Origin of the sequence: Erythrobacter sp. SD-21, assembly GCF_000181515.1 — a bacterium.
Classification (GTDB): Bacteria; Pseudomonadota; Alphaproteobacteria; order Sphingomonadales; family Sphingomonadaceae; genus Qipengyuania.
The window spans coordinates 269,098-290,549 of record NZ_ABCG01000001.1; the positions used below are offsets into that span (position 1 = coordinate 269,098).

The 21,452-nt window shown below is 62.0% G+C and carries 22 protein-coding genes; 8 read left to right on the forward strand and 14 right to left on the reverse strand.

From position 1 onward, the window contains the following. Nucleotides 1–107 precede the first annotated feature (107 nt). Entirely contained in the window at nt 108–1,319 is a 1,212-nt protein-coding gene (locus ED21_RS01340; protein WP_050784690.1) for an EAL domain-containing protein, read from the forward strand. 13 nt (nt 1,320–1,332) lie between these two features. Here the strand turns inward: ED21_RS01340 and ED21_RS01345 are convergent, their stop codons facing one another. The 6 genes from ED21_RS01345 to ED21_RS01370 all read right to left on the reverse strand — a co-directional run bounded on the left by ED21_RS01345 (nt 1,333) and on the right by ED21_RS01370 (nt 8,401). Next, on the reverse strand, nt 1,333–1,683 hold the full coding sequence (locus ED21_RS01345) for a response regulator (protein WP_006832010.1): 351 nt from the start codon (nt 1,681–1,683) through the stop codon (nt 1,333–1,335). Then, nucleotides 1,680–3,098: a sensor histidine kinase gene (locus tag ED21_RS01350; RefSeq protein WP_050784691.1), complete on the reverse strand. Its 1,419-nt coding sequence runs from the start codon at nt 3,096–3,098 to the stop codon at nt 1,680–1,682. The genes ED21_RS01345 and ED21_RS01350 overlap by 4 nt, the downstream gene beginning before the upstream one ends. A gap of 231 nt (nt 3,099–3,329) precedes the next feature. Further along, on the reverse strand, nt 3,330–5,336 hold the full coding sequence (rpoD, locus tag ED21_RS01355; RefSeq protein WP_006832012.1) for an RNA polymerase sigma factor RpoD: 2,007 nt from the start codon (nt 5,334–5,336) through the stop codon (nt 3,330–3,332). Between the two features lie 19 nt (nt 5,337–5,355). Next, nucleotides 5,356–7,239, reverse strand: coding sequence for a DNA primase (dnaG, locus tag ED21_RS01360; protein WP_034920934.1), 1,884 nt, complete (start codon nt 7,237–7,239; stop codon nt 5,356–5,358). 32 nt (nt 7,240–7,271) lie between these two features. After that, nucleotides 7,272–7,952, reverse strand: a complete 681-nt coding sequence (locus ED21_RS01365) for a hypothetical protein (protein ID WP_006832014.1) — start codon at nt 7,950–7,952, stop codon at nt 7,272–7,274. Beyond that, complete coding sequence (locus ED21_RS01370) at nt 7,949–8,401, reverse strand: GatB/YqeY domain-containing protein (RefSeq protein ID WP_006832015.1); 453 nt, start codon at nt 8,399–8,401, stop codon at nt 7,949–7,951. Before ED21_RS01370 ends, ED21_RS01365 begins: the two co-directional genes overlap by 4 nt. Nucleotides 8,402–8,567: 166 nt before the next feature. On the opposite strand from ED21_RS01370, the gene carA reads away from it, so the two are divergent. The 4 genes from carA to greA all read left to right on the forward strand — a co-directional run bounded on the left by carA (nt 8,568) and on the right by greA (nt 14,145). Next, nucleotides 8,568–9,746: a glutamine-hydrolyzing carbamoyl-phosphate synthase small subunit gene (gene carA / locus ED21_RS01375; protein ID WP_006832016.1), complete on the forward strand. Its 1,179-nt coding sequence runs from the start codon at nt 8,568–8,570 to the stop codon at nt 9,744–9,746. Then, nucleotides 9,743–10,225 carry a hypothetical protein gene (locus ED21_RS01380; protein ID WP_156787212.1) on the forward strand — a complete coding sequence of 161 codons (483 nt, stop codon included), beginning with the start codon at nt 9,743–9,745 and terminating at the stop codon, nt 10,223–10,225. Before carA ends, ED21_RS01380 begins: the two co-directional genes overlap by 4 nt. 12 nt (nt 10,226–10,237) lie before the next feature. Beyond that, nucleotides 10,238–13,564 (forward strand): carbamoyl-phosphate synthase large subunit, encoded by a 3,327-nt coding sequence (gene carB, locus ED21_RS01385; RefSeq protein ID WP_006832018.1) that lies wholly within the window; start codon nt 10,238–10,240, stop codon nt 13,562–13,564. Between the two features lie 113 nt (nt 13,565–13,677). Next, the gene (gene greA, locus ED21_RS01390; RefSeq protein WP_006832019.1) at nt 13,678–14,145 is read left to right on the forward strand and encodes a transcription elongation factor GreA; all 468 of its coding nucleotides are present in this window, start codon (nt 13,678–13,680) and stop codon (nt 14,143–14,145) included. A 51-nt stretch (nt 14,146–14,196) separates the two neighbouring features. Here greA and ED21_RS01395 read toward each other — a convergent pair whose 3' ends face one another. The 6 genes from ED21_RS01395 to ED21_RS01420 all read right to left on the reverse strand — a co-directional run bounded on the left by ED21_RS01395 (nt 14,197) and on the right by ED21_RS01420 (nt 17,071). After that, complete coding sequence (locus tag ED21_RS01395; protein WP_006832020.1) at nt 14,197–14,718, reverse strand: GNAT family N-acetyltransferase; 522 nt, start codon at nt 14,716–14,718, stop codon at nt 14,197–14,199. Between the two features lie 14 nt (nt 14,719–14,732). Continuing rightward, nucleotides 14,733–14,963, reverse strand: coding sequence for a DUF4170 domain-containing protein (locus ED21_RS01400; RefSeq protein ID WP_006832021.1), 231 nt, complete (start codon nt 14,961–14,963; stop codon nt 14,733–14,735). Nucleotides 14,964–15,071: 108 nt separating this feature from the next. After that, nucleotides 15,072–15,590, reverse strand: a complete 519-nt coding sequence (locus ED21_RS01405) for a hypothetical protein (protein ID WP_006832022.1) — start codon at nt 15,588–15,590, stop codon at nt 15,072–15,074. Nucleotides 15,591–15,630: 40 nt separating this feature from the next. Further along, a complete protein-coding gene (locus tag ED21_RS01410) occupies nt 15,631–15,978 on the reverse strand; it encodes a hypothetical protein (protein WP_006832023.1) in 348 nt (115 codons plus the stop codon). Beyond that, nucleotides 15,971–16,411 (reverse strand): phage holin family protein, encoded by a 441-nt coding sequence (locus tag ED21_RS01415; protein ID WP_006832024.1) that lies wholly within the window; start codon nt 16,409–16,411, stop codon nt 15,971–15,973. Before ED21_RS01415 ends, ED21_RS01410 begins: the two co-directional genes overlap by 8 nt. 21 nt (nt 16,412–16,432) lie before the next feature. After that, entirely contained in the window at nt 16,433–17,071 is a 639-nt protein-coding gene (locus ED21_RS01420; RefSeq protein WP_006832025.1) for a hypothetical protein, read from the reverse strand. A gap of 177 nt (nt 17,072–17,248) precedes the next feature. On the opposite strand from ED21_RS01420, the gene eno reads away from it, so the two are divergent. Further along, nucleotides 17,249–18,538 carry a phosphopyruvate hydratase gene (gene eno / locus ED21_RS01425; protein ID WP_006832026.1) on the forward strand — a complete coding sequence of 430 codons (1,290 nt, stop codon included), beginning with the start codon at nt 17,249–17,251 and terminating at the stop codon, nt 18,536–18,538. Between the two features lie 27 nt (nt 18,539–18,565). Here the strand turns inward: eno and ED21_RS01430 are convergent, their stop codons facing one another. Further along, complete coding sequence (locus tag ED21_RS01430; RefSeq protein WP_006832027.1) at nt 18,566–18,817, reverse strand: hypothetical protein; 252 nt, start codon at nt 18,815–18,817, stop codon at nt 18,566–18,568. A gap of 78 nt (nt 18,818–18,895) precedes the next feature. Between ED21_RS01430 and ED21_RS01435 the strand changes: the two genes are divergently transcribed. Together ED21_RS01435 and ED21_RS01440 are read left to right on the forward strand one after the other, a co-directional pair. Next, nucleotides 18,896–19,942, forward strand: coding sequence for an aminoglycoside phosphotransferase family protein (locus ED21_RS01435; RefSeq protein ID WP_156787214.1), 1,047 nt, complete (start codon nt 18,896–18,898; stop codon nt 19,940–19,942). After that, nucleotides 19,942–21,033, forward strand: coding sequence for a hypothetical protein (locus ED21_RS01440; RefSeq protein ID WP_006832029.1), 1,092 nt, complete (start codon nt 19,942–19,944; stop codon nt 21,031–21,033). The genes ED21_RS01435 and ED21_RS01440 overlap by 1 nt, the downstream gene beginning before the upstream one ends. Here the strand turns inward: ED21_RS01440 and ribH are convergent. Further along, nucleotides 21,030–21,452 (reverse strand): 6,7-dimethyl-8-ribityllumazine synthase, encoded by a 423-nt coding sequence (ribH, locus tag ED21_RS01445; RefSeq protein ID WP_006832030.1) that lies wholly within the window; start codon nt 21,450–21,452, stop codon nt 21,030–21,032. The two genes, ED21_RS01440 and ribH, sit on opposite strands and share 4 nt — an antisense overlap.

The window sequence follows — 21,452 nt, forward strand, 5'->3', positions numbered from 1 at the left end:
GCCCTCTCGTGCACACGAAATATTACTGCGCGCCGCTTCCGATTGACGAAAATATTAAGCATTAACGGCTATGTGTTTGCCTCATGCACATGCCAGTCACCTCTTCGATGATTCCCGCCGCAGTCGCCGGGATTTCGTCCGAGCCGATCGAGAATGGTTCGATAGACCGCATCCTCAGAGCGGTGCGCCAGCATCTGGGGACCGAGATCGCCTTCGTCTCGCGCTATGTCGAGAATGGCGAGAAGGAGCTGACCCATGTCGATTCGGACCTCGAACTGCCAATGGGGCCGGGCTTTCGCGACCCGCGCGAGAACAGCTATTGCTGGCACATTGCCGAAGGTCGCCTGCCCGAATTGATCCAGGACCCGGCGGACCATCCTTTCACACAGGACATCGCGATCACGCATTTCCTTCCCGTGGGATGCCACCTGAACACGCCGCTGCGCCTCTCCGACGGGACGCTCTATGGCAGTTTCTGCTGCCTGAGCCGCACGCCGGACCGATCGATGAACGAGCGCGATATCGGCGTGCTGCGCGCCTTTGCCGCGCTGGCGGTCGAACAGATCGAAACGCATCTCGACACCGATTACCGTCACGGACGCATCGACAAGCGCATTACCAAGCTGATTGGGGACCGCGCCATGCAGGTGCATCAGCAGCCGATATATTCGATCAAGAACAACCGGCCGGTCGGCGTAGAATGCCTTGCCCGTTTCCCCGATGCAATGATGCGAGGGCCGGACAAGTGGTTCGAGGAAGCGGCGGAAATCGGTCGCGGTATCGAACTCGAACTGCTGGCGGTCGAATGCGCGCTCGTAAGCCTGAAACAGGTGCCGAAGGACTTCTACGTCTCGGTCAACGCGTCACCCGACACGATCATGTCGGGCGCGCTCCACCAGGTGCTGGAACGAGCGGGCAAGAAGAACCTCGTGGTCGAGGTGACCGAGCACCAGCAGGTCGAGGATTACTCGGCGCTCAAGAAAGCCTTAAAGCCGATCTCGAAATACGCGCGGATCGCGATCGATGACGTGGGTTCGGGCTATGCTGGTCTGCGGCATCTCGTGGACCTTGGGCCCGACATGCTCAAGCTGGACATGACGCTGACGCGCGACATCCACCAGGACCTCGCGCGCTGCGCTTTGGTCGGTGCGATGGTGCGCTTCTCCGAAGCCATCGGTTCGAAGCTGATCGCCGAGGGTGTCGAGCACGCGGAAGAGGCCGAGGTGCTGAAGAAGCTCGGCGTAGAATTTGCCCAAGGATATTACTTCGGCAAACCTATGCCAGTCGAGGACGCAGCGAAGCACCTGAAGAAGATGTAAATTTGTTTGCCATTTAATTGAGCAGGGCAATCGCCTTCCTTATATGCTCAATCGTGTATGGCTTGGTAATCGTGGGGGTTCCGACGAGTTCCGCAGGATGGGCTGCGTCTCCATAACCTGTCGCAAATATGAATGCGATGCCTCTTTCTCGCAGCATGTTTGCAAGATCGTAGCTCTGCTTCCCGCGGACATTTACGTCGAGGATCGCGAAATCGATTTCGCTTTCGTGGATCACCGCCTCGCCTTCTTCGAGATCGGTTGCCACGTGCACGCGCGCTCCTTCCATCTCGAGCATGTCTTCCAGCCCGAATGCAATGATGGACTCGTCTTCGAGGACAAAAATACGGCTTCCGGCGATATTCATAGTTTAGTCTCGAGCTGGCAACGCAGGCCATGTGGAAGAAATTGCAATTTGGCAACGTCACCGCGGTTTCCAAAAGCCTTCGAGATCAGGCGTGAGCCGAAGCCACGGCTATCGGGCTCTTCGATCTGAGGGCCACCACTTTCCTTCCAATCGAAGAGCAGGCGGCGAGCGTCATTCTCGCTTTCCAGTTCCCAGCTGATCTCGATCCTGCCTCGTTCTGTGGACAAGGCGCCATACTTCAGCGCGTTGGTTGCGAGTTCGTGGACGACCATGGCGAGGGCGACGGCCGATTGGGGATCGAGCATTACCTTCGGACCCGACAGCGAATAACGTTCAGACTGGGTACCGGCGGTCGCCTCGAGCGACCGGCGAATGATTTTTTTGAGACTGGCTCGCTTCCAACTCGCCTCGGTAAGCAAATTATGGGCGCTTGCAAGCGCAGCGAGACGCGCAGTGAATACTTCCAGCCCATCTTTGCCATGCCCGGGCCGGAAAGATTGCTGCGCCAATCCCTGCACAATGGCGAGTGTGTTTTTAACACGGTGATTTAGCTCGTTAATCAGGAACTTCTGGCGCTCATCGGCTTCGACTTCTTCGGTCACGTCGTAGCCCTGTACGAAGACACCGCTTATGTTGCCCGATTTCTCGAAGATCGGCTGGTAGATGAATTCCAGATAAAGTTCTTGTAATTCATCGCTCGTTGGATCGAGCAGGGAGACGAGTTGGCGATTGCCGAAATAAGGCTCTCCTGTCTCCATCACCGTGTCCAGCAGGCCGATGAAACCCTGTTCCACAACTTCCGGCAAGGCTGTGGCTACCGGAAGGTCGATCAATTTGCGATCGCCCACCAGTTTCCGATAGGCGGCGTTGGCAAGGACGAACCGGTAATTTTCTCCCGACAGCACCGCCACGAAGCCCGGGGCGTGTTCGAGCATGTTTTGCGCACGCACGAGTTGGTCAGTTACGGTGTGATAGCGTTCCTCGACTTTTCGAGCACGTTCGACCACGCCGGCCGTTGCGCGAAATTCGCGGAGCTTTTCGAGCTCGGTAATATTGACTGTGTGCTGAAGGATATACTCGACTTTGCCTGCCGCGTTTTTGAGGGGAGTATGCGTCGCGCTCCAGTAATGGGTGTCGATCCCGCTGTTCGGATTGGCGATATCATAGCGGATATGCGCGATTTCGTCAGTTTCGCCCGTATCGAGAACGCGCTGGAAGGATTCGCTGAGTTGCTGGTAGCTCTCGCCTTCGCTGGGAAAGGCATCGAACATGCGCTGGCCGAGAATGTCGTCTCGCCTTCTCATGGTCACATCGAGGTAGGCCTGGTTCATCCACACCAAACGCAAATCGATATCCAACAGCACATAGGGGTTTGGAGATCTCGAAAAGAGCTCCTGGAAATCAATATCGGGCATATATTCTGAAATCCGACGTTCCCCGGGTGGATTTTCTGTCCGGACCCTATCGACCGCCACCCGACCTCGCAACTGCGAGGAAGAGCTTCCGTTCCCAAGATCAGGAGGAGCTTCCGTTCCCAAGATAATGAGGCTCAGTCAGCTGATATGTTTTGATGCAACGAAAAAGCCCGGCCAAGATCGCGTGATCCTGACCGGGCAAATCTTTCGGGAAATGAATTCCTCTGAATCCTACTGATCCAGGAACGAGCGCATCTTGCGACTGCGGCTCGGGTGCTTGAGCTTGCGCAGCGCCTTGGCCTCGATCTGACGGATACGTTCGCGCGTCACCGAGAACTGCTGGCCGACTTCCTCCAGCGTGTGGTCGGTGTTCATGCCGATGCCGAAACGCATGCGCAGCACGCGTTCTTCGCGCGGCGTGAGGCTTGCAAGGACGCGGGTGACCGTTTCCTTGAGGTTCGCCTGGATCGCCGCGTCGACCGGGATGATGGCATTCTTGTCCTCGATGAAGTCACCGAGGTGCGAATCTTCCTCGTCGCCGATGGGCGTTTCGAGGCTGATCGGTTCCTTGGCGATCTTCATCACCTTGCGCACCTTTTCGAGCGGCATGGAGAGTTTCTCCGCCATCTCTTCGGGCGTCGGTTCGCGGCCCTGATCGTGCAGGAACTGGCGCGAACAGCGGACCAGCTTGTTGATCGTCTCGATCATGTGGACCGGGATACGAATCGTGCGCGCCTGGTCGGCGATCGAGCGGGTGATCGCCTGGCGGATCCACCAGGTCGCGTAAGTGCTGAACTTGTAGCCGCGGCGGTATTCGAACTTGTCGACCGCCTTCATCAGTCCGATGTTGCCTTCCTGGATTAGGTCCAGGAACTGCAAGCCGCGGTTGGTGTATTTCTTCGCGATCGAGATCACGAGGCGCAGGTTCGCCTCGACCATTTCCTTCTTGGCGATACGCGCCTCGCGCTCGCCCTTCTGGACCATGTTCACGATGCGGCGGAATTCGGGCAGGGCCATGCCGGTGGCGCTGGCGATGTCGCTGATTTCCGTACGGATACGGTCGATGGCGTCGGCTTCCTTCTCGGCGAAGGCGGCCCACTTCTTGTCCTTCTTGACCCGGTCGTCCATCCAGCTGTCGTCGAGCTCGTTGCCGATATAGGCGTCGAGGAAGTCGATACGCTTGACCTTGTGCCGTTCGGCAAGGCGCAGCATCTGGCCGCCGAGTGCGGTCAGGCGGCGGTTGAAGGCATAGAGGTTGTCGACCAGGAATTCGATCTTGGTCGCGTGGAACTGGACGCTTTCGACCTCGGCGGTGAGCTGGTCGGACAGCGCTTCGTATTTTTTCTCCTTGGCGGGCGGGAAAGCCTCGCCGCGGCCGAGCACTTCGACGCGCTCCTTCTGGAGCTTCTCGAACTTGCCGAACAGGTCCTTGATGCGGGCGAAGCGTTCGATGGCGTCGGGCTTGAGGGCCGCTTCCATCTGGGCGAGCGACATGGTGTTGTCCTCGTCCTCGTCGTCGTCCGACTTGGAGGAGCCTTCCTCGCCGTCTTCGCCTTCGGAATCCTCGTCCGAATCGTCGTCATCGTCGTCGCGGATGGTGGGGCCGGCGGTCTCTTCCGAGATCTCGCCGTCGTCATCATCGTCTTCCGCGTCGTCGTTGAGCTTGTCGGCCGGCGGCTCCTTGGACAGCATGGCGTCGAGATCGAGGATCTCGCGCAGCTGCATTTCCTCGTTGTTGAGCGCTTCGGACCACTGGATGATCGCGTGGAAGGTGATCGGGCTCTGGCACAGGCCCATGATCATCATGTCGCGCCCCGCCTCGATGCGCTTCGCAATGGCGATTTCGCCCTCGCGGCTCAGCAGTTCCACCGCGCCCATTTCGCGCAGATACATGCGGACCGGATCGTCGGTCCGGCCTTCGGTCGCCGCCTTCTTGGCAGGCGCCTTCTTGACGTCCTTTTCCTTGGCCGACGGGGCGGGCGCGATTTCCTCGACCTCGTCCTCGGGCTCGGCGTCCTCGTCATGCTCGACGATCTGCACGCCCATTTCGGAAAGCGCGGACTGGATGTCCTCGATCTGGTCGGAACTCATCTCACCCTGCGGCAGCGCGTCGTTGAGCTCGTCATAAGTGACGTAGCCCTTCTTCTTCGCCTTGGTGATGAGCTTCTTGATCGACGCCTCGTTGAGATCGATCAGGGGTGCGTCGTCCTTGTCGCCAGACTTCGATTTGGTGGCCATAAACTGCAATCGGTCCGTTTTATGCTTCGCCTTCGGGCTGGTTGCCCTCGGCGCCTGAATTCCTGTTGGCCGGCTTAGCGGCCTTTCGACTAGCCATTTTTCCGAGTCGCGCCTCGAACTCGAGCTTCCGTTTCAACAAACGCTGTTGTTCGGCGAAAGCTCCCTCGGGGTCGGTTTCGAATCGCGCAGTCGCCGCAGCGAGCGCAGCTTCGAGGGCCGGTCTTTCGACCAGCAACGACACGGCTTCAGCCAGATCCTCGCGCGCATCAACCGGGTCTGTGCCTTTGTCGAGAAAGGCGAAATGGGTGTTTGCCGGTGGGGCGGGAAGGCCTTTGGGCAGGGATATGGGCGATTCGGCGGGCGAATCAAGCGTTTCCGCAGCGGCAATCAACGAATCTATGGCAGGGCCGACATTCCGGTCACTCGCGGCAAAGCGCGAAAGCGCCGCTTCATGGCTCAGGATGGTGTCGGGAAAGCGCAGCAATCCGTGGATGACCGCCACGGCGAGCGCGTCGCGCGAACCACCTGCCATGGCCCTTTTGAGCCGCGCTTCGGTCTCGGGGGAAAGGCGAGGGGGATGGGCGTTGAAGCCGCCTTTTTTCCACTCGCCGCGGGGTTTGAATTCGCGCGGCGCGCGCGGCGGGAAGGCGAAGGCGGAGAAGCGGTCGAGCAGTTCCTTGCGATAGAGCGCGCGTATATCGTCGTGCTGGATCGTCTCGGTATGGGCGAGGAGCCGCGCTTTCAGGCCCGCCTTTTCTTCGGGCGAGGTGAGGGGCTGGGCATCGCGCTCGAATGCCCAGAGCGTGTCGAGCAGGCTGGCGGGAGAGGACAGTAATTCCTCCATCGCGCCGACCCCGCTTTCCTTGAGCAGGTCGTCCGGGTCCTTGCCCGCGGGCATGCGGACGATGGAGAGCGAATGGCCTGGCCGCAGCTTGGGCAGGACGCGCCCAATCGCGCGCATGGCGGCGCGTTGACCGGCGTTGTCGCCATCGAAGCACAGGATGGGCCGCTCGACCTGCCGCCACAGCAATTCGATCTGGTTCTCCGTCAGGGCAGTGCCGAGAGGGGCGACCGCTTCGGCAATGCCCGCGTTGGCGAGCGCGATGGCATCCATATAGCCTTCAACCACCACGATCCGTCCGCTCTGGCGAGTGGCAGGCGCGGCGCGGTGGAGGTTGTAGAGCGTGCGCCCCTTGTCGAAGAGCGGCGTGTCGGGGCTGTTGAGGTATTTGGGCCCGTAGGCGTCGCTGTCGAGGATACGACCACCAAACGCGATCACCCGACCGCGCGTGTCCTGGATCGGCAGCATCAGGCGGCCGCGAAAACGGTCGTAGGGATCCTTGTCCTCGACCTCGATCCGCATGCCCGCCTCGATCAACATGCGCTCGTCGAATTGCGAGAGGGCGGATTTCAGCGCCTGCCGGTCTTCCGGCGCGAAGCCGAAGCCGAATTCGCGCACCACGCTGTCGGAAAAGCCGCGCCGCTTGAGATAAGCCCGCGCCTCCGCTCCTTGCGGAGAGGCCAATTCGCGCACGAACCACTCCTGCGCGGCGGCGGTGACATCGTGGAGGCTGGCGCGCTTCTCGGCGCGTTCGGCCGCGCGCGGGTCGGGGGCAGGGACTTCCATCCCGGCTTCGGCGGCCAGTTCCTTCACCGCGTCCATGAAGGGCATGCCGCGCTGGTCGGTGAGCCAGCGGATCGCATCGCCATGCGCCTCGCAGCCGAAGCAGTGGTAGAAGCCCTTCTCGTCGTTGACGTAGAAGCTTGGCGTCTTCTCGTTGTGGAAGGGGCAGCAGGCCTTGAACTCTCGCCCCGCCTTCGTGAGGCGTGTGGTGCGGCCGATCACGGCGGACAGCGTGGTCCGCATCCGCAATTCGTCCAGCCATTGGGGTGAGAGGGCCATCGGCCCCCTCTATAGCGGCAGGGCCATAATCGCTAGTTGGCGGTGCCCGTCTCTGCCGGATTTTCCTCTGCCGGGAAGGGGCCGTTCGCAGCTATCTGGTTGCCCAGTACTTCCAAGAGAAACGCATCGGACGGTCCAGCGGGGGGCTGGGTGGTCTGCCACCAAAAGGTGACGGTCGATCCCTGCTGCCAATTCGGGGTGTCGGTGACGCGCCAGATCAGCCGGCCATCGTCGACGGTCACGCCGATCGCGTCCTCGCTTCCGAAGGCGGCCTGCGCCTGGCTGCGCGAATAGCCGATGGAACCGTTAAAGCCGTGGGCGCGCTCGGTAGTCCGGAAAAGGGTGGGCGGGGCTTCCACGACCTCGGGACCCGAAGCCGGATCTGCGCCGCTTACGCCGTCGAGCGTAATCTGGTGGACGAAGGTGTACACCGTGCCTTCCGGCATTTCATCGGGAAGGCACTCCTCGACACCTTCGGGGCAAGCGACGTAGCTGACGATGCGACCGATCTCGCCACCGCCAAGCGTCAAGGCCGCTTCCGGCTCGGGCCCCTGCGGGCCTTCGATCTTTGCGCCGAGGCTGTCGATGTCGAGTTCCGCAGGCACCAACGTGCGCGGTTCGGCTACCGTCGGGCTTGGCGTGGGCGTCGGTTCGGGTTCGCTCTGCGAACAAGCCGCAAGCGCCAGCGGAGCGATCAGCAGGACGCGCTTCACGACAGCGCTTCCTTCACCAGACCGCTCGCCTTGGTCATGTCGAGCGTCGCGCCATGGCGTGCCTTCAGCTCGCCCATGACCTTGCCCATGTCCTTCATGCCTTCGGCACCCGTATCGGCCTTGATCTGGGCAATGGCTGCGCGGGTTTCCTCCTCGCTCATCTGCTGGGGCAGGAATTCCTCGATCACGTCGAGTTCGGCCTTTTCCTTTTCGGCCAGCTCCTGTCGCCCGCCATCCTCGTACATCGCGATCGATTCCTTGCGCTGCTTGGCCATTTTCATCAGCACGTCGGTGACGAGTTCGTCGTCTTCCGGCTTCTTGTCGGCGGTGCGCAGTTCGATATCGCGATCCTTGATCTTCGCGCCGATCAGGCGGAGCGCGGCGGTGCGCTCCTTGTCCTTGGCCTTCATGGCGGTCACGGTCTCGGACTGGATTTTTTCGCGGAGCATTTTTTCTCTTCTGATGTCTAAGCTGTGGAAGTTTCACGGCTCATGTAATGGAAGGCCGCAGAAAGCCAAGTGTTCCAGCGCATGGCAGCTTGACGGGAATCGCTGCGGTCCCTAGCGGCTGGGACTTAGCACACATCGCTGGAAACCCCTGACCCGGAGCGCCCCCATGGCCCTGTCCGCATTCTCGCACGCGCAACCCAAAGGCGCGACTGGCGTTATCGTCTTTGCGGATGGTACCTGTATCTGGGGCAAAGGCTTCGGCGCCAGCGGAAGCGCGGTGGGCGAAGTCTGCTTCAACACCGCGATAACCGGCTATCAGGAAGTGATGACCGATCCTTCCTACGACAGCCAGATCGTTACCTTCACCTTCCCGCATATCGGCAATGTCGGCGCGAATGAGGAAGACGTGGAAAGCCGCGGTCTCGGAGCCGTCGGCCTGGTAGTGCGGCAGGACGTCACCCGCCACTCGAATTTCCGCGCCCGCGACGAATTCGTCGAATGGTGCGTGCGCCATGGCAAGATCGGTTTGTCGGGCGTCGACACCCGCGCGCTGACCCGCCGCATCCGCATGCAGGGCGCGCCCAACGCGGTGATCGCGCACAACCCGCGCGGCCGGTTCGACATGAAGGCGCTGAAGAAGCAAGCCGCCGAATGGAGCGGGCTCGAAGGCCTCGACCTCGTGCCCGGCGTGACGCGCGATGCGCATGAGGAATGGAAAGGCGGCTATTGGCAGCTCGGTACGGGGCATTCGGAGGCCAACAACACCAGCCCGCATGTCGTCGCCATCGATTACGGCGCGAAGGACAACATCTTTCGCAATCTCGTGAAGGCCGGCGCGAAGGTGACGGTAGTCCCTGCGCGCACGAGCCTCGAAGATGTCCTCGCGCTTCAGCCCGACGGGGTATTTCTTTCGAACGGCCCGGGCGATCCGGCGGCGACGGGCGAATATGCCGTGCCGGTGATCAAAGGGCTGCTCGACCGCGACATCCCGCTCTTCGGCATCTGCCTCGGCCACCAGATGCTCGCCTTGGCGGCGGGTGCGAAGACCGCCAAGATGTTCCAGGGCCACCGGGGTGCGAACCATCCCGTGCAGCGCGTCGGGGAGGGCTGGGGTGAGAGCACAGGTCTCGTCGAGATCACCAGCATGAATCACGGGTTCGCCGTCGATGGCAAGACACTGCCGGACATTGTCGAGCAGACGCATGTCTCGCTGTTCGACGGGACCAATTGCGGTATCTCGATCCGTGGCAAGAAGGCGTTTGGCGTGCAATACCACCCCGAAGCTTCGCCCGGGCCGCAGGACAGCTTTTACTTGTTCGAGAAATTCGTGGGGATGTTGGGATGACGTGTTTGACGCGCTTGGCAAAAGGCTCGTTTGCTGCCTCTTTGGTTTTCGGACTGAGCGCTTGCGGAAACGATGCCGAGACGCAGGTGGGCCGCAATGCCGATGGGATGCCGCAGGGCGACACCGGTTGGCAGGTGCGCGAGGAAGGCGAAGGTCTTCGCATGCGGCGCCAGCTCGACCAATTGACGCTCGTCTACGCACTCGAACCCAAGAGCGGCGGTGTGGGCGCGACGCTGACCGCGCGCGCTGCTCCCTGTCTTGGTGGCAAAGGCGAATTCGAGGTGGAGGACACGTTCACCCCTCTCTCTGCTGACGAAGCCAGCGAACTCACCGACATCCGCGACCGTATGGAAAGCCTGGTCGGCCGCGTCACCGATCGCTGCGACATTCCGGACAAGGTCCGCAACCAGATCACCGCCGGTTTCGACGGCCTGTTCTTCCGCACTTCCGGCCAGCGCGCGGCCGTTTCCGCTTCCTAGACGAAAGCTCCCATGCCCAAACGCACCGACATCTCCTCGATCCTCGTAATCGGCGCCGGCCCGATCATTATCGGCCAGGCGTGCGAGTTCGACTATTCCGGCACCCAGGCGATCAAGGCTCTGAAGGAAGAGGGCTACCGTGTCATCCTGGTCAACTCGAACCCGGCCACGATCATGACCGATCCGGAAATGGCCGACGCGACCTACATCGAGCCGATCACGCCCGAAATCGTCGCCAAGATTATCGATAAGGAACGCCCCGACGCCGTCCTGCCGACGATGGGTGGGCAGACCGCCCTCAACTGCGCGCTCGCGCTCTTCAACGACGGTACGCTTGAGAAGTACGGCGTTCAGATGATCGGTGCCAACGCCGACGCCATCGACAAGGCGGAAAACCGCCAGCGTTTCCGCGAGGCGATGGACAAGATCGGCCTCGAAAGCGCGCGCAGCGGCGTGGCCAACACGGTCGACGAGGCGTTCGCGGTGCTGGAGCGTACAGGGCTTCCGGCCATCATCCGCCCCAGCTTCACGCTCGGCGGGACGGGCGGCGGCATCGCCTACAACAAGGCCGAATTCGACAAGATCGTGCGCGAAGGTCTCGACGCCTCGCCCACCACCGAAGTCCTGATCGAGGAATCGCTCCTCGGCTGGAAAGAATTCGAGATGGAGGTGGTGCGCGACCGCAAGGACAATTGCATCATCATCTGTTCGATCGAGAACGTCGATCCGATGGGCGTGCACACCGGCGACAGCATCACCATTGCGCCCGCGCTGACGCTGACCGACAAGGAATACCAGATCATGCGCACCGCCTCGATCGAGGTGCTGCGTGAAATCGGTGTGGAAACAGGCGGTTCGAACGTACAGTTCGCAGTCAATCCCGCTGACGGCCGCCTGATCGTGATCGAGATGAACCCGCGCGTGTCGCGGTCCTCGGCGCTGGCATCCAAGGCCACTGGCTTTCCGATCGCGCGCGTCGCGGCGAAGCTCGCCGTGGGTTACACGCTCGACGAGATCCAGAACGAGATCACCGGCGCGACCCCGGCAAGTTTCGAGCCGACCATCGACTATGTCGTGACCAAGATCCCGCGCTTCGCCTTCGAGAAGTTCAAGGGTGCGAAGAACGAGCTCTCGACCGCGATGAAGTCGGTCGGCGAGGTGATGGCCATCGGCCGCTGCTTCGCGGAATCGATGCAGAAGGCGCTGCGCGGCCTCGAAACCGGCCTCGACGGTTTTAACCGCGTGCCCGAACTCGAAGGCGTCAGCCGCGAGAAGATTACTGCGGCACTCAGCCAGCGCACGCCTGACCGCATCCTCAAGATCGCCCAGGCGTTCCGCGAGGAGTTTACTGTCGAGGAAATCAACCAGATCACTGGTTTCGACCCCTGGTTCCTGCGACAGATCGAAGCGATCATTTACGAAGAGAAGATGCTCGGCCATAACGGCCTGCCGCGCGACGAGGCAGAAATGCGCCGCTTGAAAGCGATGGGCTTCTCCGACAAGCGCCTCGCCACGCTGGCCGTGCGGTCGGTGGGTGTCGCCGGCGGTCTTGCTGAAACGCAGGCGCGCCGTTCGGGCCTGCTGCACGATGCCTTGCGCGCCATGGCCGGAGCCACGAGCGAACAGGAAGTTCGCAAGCTGCGCCACAAGCTGGGCGTGTACCCCGTCTACAAGCGCATCGACAGCTGCGCTGCCGAATTCGAAGCCATCACGCCCTATATGTATTCGACCTACGAAGCGCCCAGCTTCGGTGAGGCCGAGGATGAGGCCGATCCAAGCGACCGCAAGAAGATAGTTATCCTCGGTGGCGGCCCGAACCGGATCGGGCAAGGTATCGAGTTCGACTATTGCTGCGTTCACGCCTGCTTCGCGCTGGCCGAAGCCGGGTTCGAGACCATCATGGTCAATTGCAATCCAGAAACGGTCTCGACCGATTACGATACGTCCGACCGCCTCTATTTCGAGCCGCTGACCGAGGAAGACGTGCTCGAGATCATGCGCGTCGAGATGTCGAAGGGCGAACTGGTGGGCGTGATCGTCCAGTTCGGCGGCCAGACTCCGCTCAAGCTCGCCGCTGCGCTCGAACGCGAAGGCATTCCCATCCTCGGCACCTCGCCGGATGCAATCGACCTTGCCGAAGACCGCGAACGCTTTGCCAGGCTGGTCAACAAACTGAACCTCAAGCAGCCGCTCAACGGCATCGCCAAGAGCCGTGACGAGGCCGCCGCTGCCGCCGCGCGCATCGGCTACCCCGTCCTGCTGCGTCCCAGCTATGTGCTGGGCGGACGCGCGATGGAGATCGTCGACAGCGAGCCGCAGCTCGATGATTACATCAATACCGCCGTGAACGTCTCGGGTGACAGCCCGGTGCTGGTCGACCAGTATCTGCGCGACGCGGTGGAATGCGACGTCGATGTGGTCTCGGACGGCAGCGAGGTGCGCATTGCGGGTGTCATGCAGCATATCGAGGAAGCCGGCGTGCACTCGGGCGACAGCGCCTGCACCCTGCCGCCTTACAGCCTGCCCGCCGACATCGTCGAGGAAATGGAACGTCAAGCCAAGGCGCTGGCCGAGGCCCTCGAGGTACGAGGCCTGATGAACGTCCAGTTCGCGGTGAAGGATGGCGAGGTCTACCTGATCGAGGTCAACCCGCGTGCCAGCCGCACCGTGCCTTTCGTGGCCAAGGCCATCGGCCAACCGGTCGCCAAGGTCGCCGCGCGCGTGATGGCAGGCGAACCGCTGTCGATTTTCGAGCCCTTCGATCTCAAGCCCAACCACATGGCTGTGAAGGAAGCCGTCTTCCCCTTCGCGCGTTTCCCGGGTTCGGACCCGGTCCTTTCGCCCGAAATGAAGTCGACCGGCGAGGTCATGGGCATCGACCGCGGCTTCCCCGCTGCCTTTTACAAGTCGCAGCTGGGGGCCGGCATGACGCTGCCGACCGGCGGCACGGTCTTCGTGTCGGTCAAGGACAGCGACAAGGACGTGATCCTTCCCGCCGTGAAGACCATCCTCGACCAAGGGTTCAAGGTCATCGCCACCGGTGGCACGCAGCGATTCCTGTCCGAACAGGGGCTGGAGGTCGAGCGGGTCAACAAAGTAGCCGAAGGGCGCCCGCATATCGTCGATGCCATTATCGACGGCGAAGTGGCCTTGATCTTCAATTCGACCGAGGGCTGGCAGTCCTTGCTGGATAGCCAGTCGATCCGCGAAGCTGCGCTCGAAAAGAAGCTGCCCTATTACACGACCGCCGCGGGTAGTCTTGCCGCAGCGCGTGCAATTGCGGAGGTTTCGACCGAGCAGCTTGAAGTGCGGTCCCTGCAGGACTATTATAGCTCCTAAGAACTAGACGCGTACCCTTCCTAACATTCGACCAACAGAGGTTCCGCACTTCGCGGACCGGGGTCGAATGGTCCGGGGAGGGAACGCTTTGCGAGAAAGGACAAAGGGGTCCCATGGATAAGGTGCCGATGCTGGCCGAGGGCTATGAGAAGCTGACCGCAGACCTGAAGGTCTTGCGCGCCGAGCGCCCGCGAATTGTCGATGCAATCGAGGAAGCGCGCGCGCATGGCGACCTCTCCGAGAACGCGGAATACCACGCGGCGAAGGAGCGCCAGGGCCAGGTCGAAGCCATGATCGGCGACCTGGAAGACAAGATCAGCCGCGCGCAGATCATCGACCCGACCACGCTTTCGGGCGACAAGGTGATCTTCGGCGCGACCGTGACCCTGCTCGACGAGGACGACAAGCCGGTGAAATACCAGATCGTCGGCCAGACCGAAGCCGATGCGAGCAAGGGCCGCATCAGCTACACCTCGCCCATCGCGCGCGCCCTGATCGGCAAGCAGGTGGAAGAAGAGGTCGAGGTCACCGTGCCGAGCGGCGACAAGTTCTACCTCATCGACAAGATCGAATTCATCTGAACATGCGGGCGGGCGCTGCGTGCGCCGCCTGTGACGGCCAGCCTTCGCTGATCAGGTGTTGGAAAGCCGGCCCGTCTTTTTCGGGGCGGGTTTCGCCTGTTCGATTTCGCGCACCATCGCCCAGTTGGTGATCTCGACACCGTCGATTTCGAAGGTGCGCTTCTTCATCGCCGTATAGCCTGCGCTTTCGAAGGCGGGCTTGGCGATCTCGCTCGCCTCGGTGAAGAGGTGGGTGATCCCGTGATACTTGGCGTATAGCGCCGCCGTCGCCAGCAGGCTGGACGCAATGCCTTCGTCGGTATGGTCGGGGTGGCAGTAGAGGTGGTCGAGATGGCCGGTCAGCTCCAGCATCGCATAGGCGACGGGCGTATCGTCCTCGTCGGTGGCGATGAAGATCTGGGTGCCGGCGTCGGCCTGTGCCTGATAGACTTCGGGACCGGCGAAATTGGCCAGCCAGGCCTCCACCTGTTCCTCGGTATAGGCTTCCGGTCCGATGGCCCCGATGGCCGCGCGGCCGAGCTCGGCGAGCGCTTCGGCATCGCCTTCCTCGAAAGAGCGGATCGAATAGGCCATCGGTCCTCGGGTCCCTATGCGTCCGGATCGAGCAGCTTGTGCAGGTGGACGATGACGTATTTCATTTCCGCATCGTCGACCGTGCGCTGAGCGTTGCCGCGCCATGCGCTTTCGGCGTCGTCATAGCTGGAGTAAACGCCAGCGACGTGGATGCTCTCGGGATCCGAAAAGGTGACGCTGCGCGGGTCGGTCACGCGGCCGCCCATCACCAGGTAGAGCGTCTGCTTGCTCTCTTTTTCTTCCATTGGTCCGTTCTTCCGTTTGGGGAGGGAGATAACGGCCACGCCCCATAGCGGAAGCGGCGCGACAGGCAACCCTGTCACGCCGCTACGGCAATCTGGTTTAGGAAGAGTTTAGTTCGCCAGGCGCGCGCGAAGATCGCGATAGGCGCGCGACGATTTGCGGTTTGCGCGGCGGCCGCTCGAGCGCAGGCTGTCGCCCATTGAATCGAGGCGGTAACCGGCGTCGCGCTTGAGGCGACGGCCCTGCGTTCCCGCCGCGTCTGTCATGTCTTCGAACTTGTCGCCAGCGCCTTCGATTAACGAGAGACCATAGGCGAGCGCTGTGTCTGCGGCGTAGGACGCCCACGAGCCACCACGGCGGCCCAGTTCGCGGCCACGGCGCGTCATCGCGCCAATGGCAAGACCAACGGCAACGGCACCGGCGACAGTGGCGACCGGGTGCTTCTTGGCGAATTCGACGGCGCTGTCGGCGACATCCTTGGCCTGGTCCATCAGCGAGCGTTCTTCGTTGCGGCGTTCACCCGCTTCGATCCTGGCGCGCAACTGGTCGCGCTTTTCCTGGTCGGTCAGCTGGCTGTCGGCGCTGATCGGGGTGACGTTGTTTTCGGTGGTTTCGGCGGTGTCGGCCATGGGGTATATCCTTGAATTTGTGTTCGTTAGACCAACGGGATTAGCGCCCTAAACGTTCCGCCAATTCGTCGCGAAGGTCCCACCCGTCGTCGTCTTCCTCGTCCTCACCTTCCGGCGCGAGGCCGAAGGCGGCAAGGATCGGGTTGCGGGCGAACCACACGACGACTGCGGCAATGAGCGCAGCAAGCGCGCCCTTGTTATCCTCGGCCACTTCGATGGCTTCCTCGTAGAGGTCCATCGCGCCGTCTGTCACGCGGTCCATGGCTCGCTCGCCAAGGCCCTTGTGCGCGAAATCGGCCTTGATGTGCTCGATATCGGCGTCGACGAGCGCCCGCGCGGAATCGCGCAAGTACCGGTCGGCAAGCATCTGCGCCTTGCGGTCACTCATCGCCCTTCTCCTTTTCCGCAAAGGCATCGCGAATATCGTCGATCCGACCCTTCAGCATTTTCAGGAGGACTACGCCGATGACAAGCAACGCGATGGTGACGATGGCCGTCGCGATCCACGGACCCACCAGCGGGACGAGAGCAATGACAAGCCCCACCGTAAAGGCGATCAGGGCGAGGTGGAAAACGCCAAAGGCGCCAAGCCCGATGGCAATGGCGCCCTTGAGTCGGTTGGCTGTAAAGCTCGCGCGGCTCTTCTGATAGGCGATCTCCGCCTCGGCATAGGTCTTGCCGTCTTCGAACAGCGCGAGGACATCTTCGGCAAGAGAAGGGCGATGGGCGCCCTCATCCTCCTCGATGCCCTCGAAATCGTCGGGCAGGTCGAGCGGACCTTCGTGTTCCGCCCGTTCCCTGGTTTCTTCGTCCCGCATCATTTCCCGTGTTGTCGCTAAATCTTAGCGACGGAAAAGGCGCGAAAGCATGAAGCCAGCAACAGCCGCGATGCCGATGGCCGTGCCCGGGCTCTTGCGGACGAATTCGCGGCCGTCTTCAACGAGGTCGTCGACGCTCTTTTCATCGAGCTTGGCGGCGTAATCGTTGAGCGCACCCGAGGCGCTGCGGGCATAATCGCCATATTTGGCGCCGAGCTTTTCATCGACCTGATGCGCGTTTTCGCTGATCGAAAGGCTGAGCGAACGCAGGCCTTCGCTGGTCTTTACCTTGCCTTCGGTGGCAAGTTCCTTGCCCTTGACCTTGGCGTCGGTGCCGTAGGTCTTGGCTTCGCTGACCCAATCCTCGCTCTTGCCCTTGGCTTGACCACGATAGGCGGCAGCGCGTTCCTTACCTTCGGCCTTGAGCGCAGCGGCGCCGGCCTTGGCTTCGTCCAGAGCGGCGTTGAAACGGCTCTTGGCTTCGGCGCGGTGCGGATTGGTTGCGGTGGTTTCGGTTGCGGTAGCGGTGTTGGTCACGGGGACTGTCTCCTTGGCTGCACCCTTCTTCGCCACGGTCTTGCGCGGCTTCTTCGCGGTGCTGGTTTTTGTCTTGGCGGTGATCTTGGGCTTTTTCGGCGCGCCCGACGCGGTGTTTTCTGCCATTGCTCTCGTCCTTGCCCTCAATTTGTATTCAATTCCTAGCGGTTGGCTCGAACCGGGTGTTCTATGGTGCAACGCAACTTGCGCCGTGATGTTCCGGCGCATAGAGCGCTTTTCGAACCCTCGATCTGGGGGTGTTTTACTGAATTACAACACCTGTCACCGGAGTCCATCAATCACATGACCGCGATCATCGACATCCACGCCCGCGAAATCCTCGATAGCCGTGGCAATCCCACGGTGGAGGTCGATGTGTTGCTTGAGGATGGGAGCTTCGGCCGCGCCGCCGTGCCCTCGGGCGCGTCGACCGGCGCGCATGAGGCGGTGGAACTGCGCGATGGCGACAAGGGTCGCTATCTGGGCAAGAGCGTGACCAAGGCGGTGGAAGCCGTAAACACTGAAATTCGCGACCTGCTGGTCGGCAATTTCGACGCCGAGGACCAGCGCGACGTCGACCTTTCGATGATCGCTCTCGACGATACGCCCAACAAGGGCCGCCTCGGCGCGAACGGCATCCTGGGCGTCAGCATGGCGACGGCAAAGGCCGCTGCCAACGCCCGCGGTCTGCCACTCTACAGCTATATCGGCGGCGTTTCCGCCCATGTTCTTCCCGTTCCGATGATGAACATCATCAACGGCGGCGAGCACGCCGACAATCCCATCGACATCCAAGAATTCATGGTAATGCCAGTCGGCGCAGACAGCCTCGCCGAAGCCGTGCGCTGGGGCGCTGAGATCTTCCACACGCTCAAGAAGAAGCTGAGCGAGAAGGGCCTCGCCACCGCCGTTGGCGACGAAGGCGGTTTTGCGCCGAACCTTGCCAGCACGCGCGATGCGCTCGATTTTATCATGGCCTCGGTCGAACAGGCCGGGTTCAAACCGGGCGACGACGTCATGCTCGCGCTCGACTGCGCTTCGACGGAATTCTTCAAGGACGGCAAATACCAAATCTCGGGCGAGAACCTGTCGCTCGACGGCCACCAGATGGCCGAATATCTCGACAAGCTGTGCCGCGATTATCCGATCCGCTCGATCGAGGACGGCATGGCCGAAGACGATTTCGAAGGGTGGAAGGCGCTGACCGACCGTATCGGCAAATCGATCCAGCTGGTGGGGGACGACCTGTTCGTCACCAATCCGCAGCGCTTGCGCGAGGGCATCGACCAGGGCCTCGCCAACTCGCTACTGGTGAAGGTCAACCAGATCGGCACGCTGACCGAGACGCTGGACGCCGTCGCCATCGCAAACCGCGCGAGCTACACCGCCGTCATGTCGCACCGTTCGGGCGAGACCGAGGACGCGACCATCGCGGACCTCGCCGTGGCGACCAACTGCGGACAGATCAAGACCGGCAGCCTTGCGCGCAGCGATCGGCTCGCCAAGTACAACCAGCTCATCCGCATTGAGGAAGAGCTGGGCGACAGCGCATTTTACGCAGGCCGTGACTGCTTCGGGAAGATAGTGTGCTGATCTTCGGGAAGATAGTGTGCTGATCGGTTAATCCTCTGCCCGGTTTTTCGGGTGGAACCAGTATTGCCACACGCCCCAGCCGTTGATGAGCAGCAGTATGGCGTTCATCGCGGCCAGCGGCATCGCGTCCTCAGTCAACCCGATGTAGATCCAAAGCGCGGAGACAACGCAGAACAGGATGAAGCCCCACGCTGTGGCGCGGCGGCCCATGTCGAAGGCAATCATCGATGCGGCCATGACCGTGCCGATGGATGCGATCCATTCGAGCGGGCCGTTCATGCTTTCCAGTTTCCCATGTTTGCCACGACGAACGCGACAGGTTAGCGTTCCAATATTGCTTTTTGTCGGAGAGGGGCCTTGAGCGGATTTCCGGTCCATCCTGACGAAGTCACGCCTGCGTGGCTGTCCGATACTTTTGGCGCGCACGTTCGATCGGTGTCGTGGGAGCCGATCGGCACGGGGCAAGTCGGCGACAGTGTACGCTTTCATATACAAGGTGAGGGCGTTCCGGCCACGCTGGCGGGCAAGTTTCCTGCGGCCGACGTGACAAGCCGCGGGACGGCGGCGATGTTCGGACTCTATCGCAAGGAGGTCGAATTCTACCGACAGGTGGCCCCGCTGCTCGACGTACGCGTGCCACAGACCTTCGCCGCCGAAGCGAGCGAAGACGGGGCCTGCTTCGTCCTGCTGTTCGAAGACCTCGGCCCGGCTCGGCAGGGGGACCAGGTCGCTGGATGCACCTTGGATGAAGCGAAAGCCGCTATCGCGCAGGCCGCGGCGATCCATGCGCCAAGCTGGGGCAGGAAGGACATTCTGGAAGCGGGCTGGATCCAGCCGACGGAAGACTGGGGCGCGAAGGTCGGGGCCATGTACCCCCAAGCACAAGCGCTTTTCGCCGAGCGCTATGCAGACACCCTCGAGCCGGAATACATGGCGGTCTGCACAGAATTGGCGGAGCAGGCCGCGGCCTATTTTCGGCGCGATCCCGATCACCAGTGTCTCGTCCATGGGGATTTCCGGCTCGACAACATGCTGTTCGATATCCGAGGCGATTCCGAGCCCATCGCCATCCTCGACTGGCAGACGGTGACAATCGGCAAGGCGATGACCGATATCGGCTATTTCCTCGGCTGCGGGATCGGGCAACTCGGCCTCGATCACGAGGAGGAACTGCTCGACCTCTATCTCGCCGAGATGGCGGCAAGGGGTGTGCGCCTGACCCGGGCGGATATTGCCGAGGACTACCGCCTCGGCATCCTGCACGGCGTTTCGACCGCCGTGTTCAGCGCTGCCTTTGTCGAGCGCACCGAGCGCGGCGATGCCAACTTTTTGTCCATGGCGCGCGGGGCCTGTGCGCTGGCGCTGAAACATGACAGTATCGGCGCGTTGAAGGAGAAGGGCTGATGGCGCTTTCCAAGGGGGACGAGTATCCCATCCACCAGACGGCCGAACCGGTGGCCTATGCGGGCACCGACCGCAATTTCTATGACCGCTATTTCTTCAACGGCTGCGCGCCCGACGGAAGCGGGTTCTTCGCGCTGGCGCTGGGCGTTTACCCCCATCTCGATATAACGGATGCGCATTTCAGCTTCATCCGGGGTGGCACGCAATATTGCCTGCACGCGAGTTCGGAAATGGGGATGGAGCGGATGGCCATGCGGGTGGGCCCGATCTCCATAGAAGTGATCGAGCCGCTCCACGCGCTCAAACTCACCATCGAAGAGACCGACGGCATCGCGGGCGAATTCACCTTCACCGGACGCGCCTTCCCCATCGAGGAGCCTCGCTTCACTCACCGCATCGGTCCGCGCGCCTTCATGGATTACACGCGAATGACGCAGAACGGCCATTACGAGGGCTGGATCGCGCTTGATGGCGAGCGGCACGAGATGGTCGACGGCACCGCCGGCACGCGCGATCGCAGCTGGGGCGTGCGGCCCATTGGCGCGCGCGATCCGCAGCCCATGCCGGGCGCGCCGCTGCCAAGCTTTTTCTGGCAATGGACGCCGATCAGCTTTCCTAGCGGAAGCCTGTTCTTCCACGTCAACAACGACACCCATGGCCGCGACTGGAACACGCGCGCCGCCTGGGCGCCCGACGGGGCCGATGCTTCGGATATCGCGGAGGGCCACGGCAGCATGCGCACCCGCCTGCTGCCCGACACCCGCTGGCCGTCGGGCGGCACTTTGTCGCTGGCGGTCATGGGCGCGCCCGAGCAGGTTACATTCGAACCTCTGGGACGCTTCCAGATGCGCGGCCTAGGCTACACGCATCCCGAATGGGGCCACGGCATGCATCACGGGTCCTTGCGCGTAGAACGCGAGGACATCGACCTCGCGGCCCTTAATCCGCTGGCACCGGAGAACCTGCACGTACAGACGCTGGTGCGCGCCACCGGCAATGACGGCAGCGACGGAATCGGTGTGTTCGAACAACTCATCCTCGGCCCCTTCGCCCCGCTGGGGCTGACCGGGATGGTGGACGGCGCAGCCTAGGCCGCGAACCGCCCCTGCAGGTCGAGCAGGGCGAGAGCTGCCTTGGCTGCCTCGCCTCCCTTGTCCTTCTTCGACGGGTCGGCGCGGACCAGCGCCTGCTCCTCGTTCTCGACCGTGATGATGCCGTTACCGATGGCAATGCCGTCCATGGTCAGCGCCATGATGCCGCGCGCACTTTCGCCGGCGACGATCTCGAAGTGATATGTCTCGCCGCGGATCACCACGCCGATGGCAACGAATCCGTCATAACGCCCCGTTTCGGCAACCAGGGCGATAGCGCCCGGAATTTCGAGCGCACCGGGAACGGTCAGCACTTCGACGCTGTGGCCCGCTTCTTCCAGAGCGGCCTTGGCGCCTGCCACCAGCATGTCGTTCAGATGATCGTAGAAACGCGCTTCGACGATAAGGAAATTGGCCAT

Bases quoted from the DNA above. Each gene is read 5' to 3' on its own strand.
- ED21_RS01340 (WP_050784690.1), top strand. From the start codon at position 108: ATGATTCCCGCCGCAGTCGCCGGGATTTCGTCCGAGCCGATCGAGAAT.
- ED21_RS01345 (WP_006832010.1), bottom strand. From the start codon at position 1,683: ATGAATATCGCCGGAAGCCGTATTTTTGTCCTCGAAGACGAGTCCATC.
- ED21_RS01350 (WP_050784691.1), bottom strand. From the start codon at position 3,098: ATGCCCGATATTGATTTCCAGGAGCTCTTTTCGAGATCTCCAAACCCC.
- rpoD (WP_006832012.1), bottom strand. From the start codon at position 5,336: ATGGCCACCAAATCGAAGTCTGGCGACAAGGACGACGCACCCCTGATC.
- dnaG (WP_034920934.1), bottom strand. From the start codon at position 7,239: ATGGCCCTCTCACCCCAATGGCTGGACGAATTGCGGATGCGGACCACG.
- ED21_RS01370 (WP_006832015.1), bottom strand. From the start codon at position 8,401: ATGCTCCGCGAAAAAATCCAGTCCGAGACCGTGACCGCCATGAAGGCC.
- carA (WP_006832016.1), top strand. From the start codon at position 8,568: ATGGCCCTGTCCGCATTCTCGCACGCGCAACCCAAAGGCGCGACTGGC.
- ED21_RS01380 (WP_156787212.1), top strand. From the start codon at position 9,743: ATGACGTGTTTGACGCGCTTGGCAAAAGGCTCGTTTGCTGCCTCTTTG.
- carB (WP_006832018.1), top strand. From the start codon at position 10,238: ATGCCCAAACGCACCGACATCTCCTCGATCCTCGTAATCGGCGCCGGC.
- greA (WP_006832019.1), top strand. From the start codon at position 13,678: ATGGATAAGGTGCCGATGCTGGCCGAGGGCTATGAGAAGCTGACCGCA.
- ED21_RS01395 (WP_006832020.1), bottom strand. From the start codon at position 14,718: ATGGCCTATTCGATCCGCTCTTTCGAGGAAGGCGATGCCGAAGCGCTC.
- ED21_RS01400 (WP_006832021.1), bottom strand. From the start codon at position 14,963: ATGGAAGAAAAAGAGAGCAAGCAGACGCTCTACCTGGTGATGGGCGGC.
- ED21_RS01405 (WP_006832022.1), bottom strand. From the start codon at position 15,590: ATGGCCGACACCGCCGAAACCACCGAAAACAACGTCACCCCGATCAGC.
- ED21_RS01410 (WP_006832023.1), bottom strand. From the start codon at position 15,978: ATGAGTGACCGCAAGGCGCAGATGCTTGCCGACCGGTACTTGCGCGAT.
- ED21_RS01415 (WP_006832024.1), bottom strand. From the start codon at position 16,411: ATGATGCGGGACGAAGAAACCAGGGAACGGGCGGAACACGAAGGTCCG.
- ED21_RS01420 (WP_006832025.1), bottom strand. From the start codon at position 17,071: ATGGCAGAAAACACCGCGTCGGGCGCGCCGAAAAAGCCCAAGATCACC.
- eno (WP_006832026.1), top strand. From the start codon at position 17,249: ATGACCGCGATCATCGACATCCACGCCCGCGAAATCCTCGATAGCCGT.
- ED21_RS01430 (WP_006832027.1), bottom strand. From the start codon at position 18,817: ATGAACGGCCCGCTCGAATGGATCGCATCCATCGGCACGGTCATGGCC.
- ED21_RS01440 (WP_006832029.1), top strand. From the start codon at position 19,942: ATGGCGCTTTCCAAGGGGGACGAGTATCCCATCCACCAGACGGCCGAA.
- ribH (WP_006832030.1), bottom strand. From the start codon at position 21,452: ATGGCCAATTTCCTTATCGTCGAAGCGCGTTTCTACGATCATCTGAAC.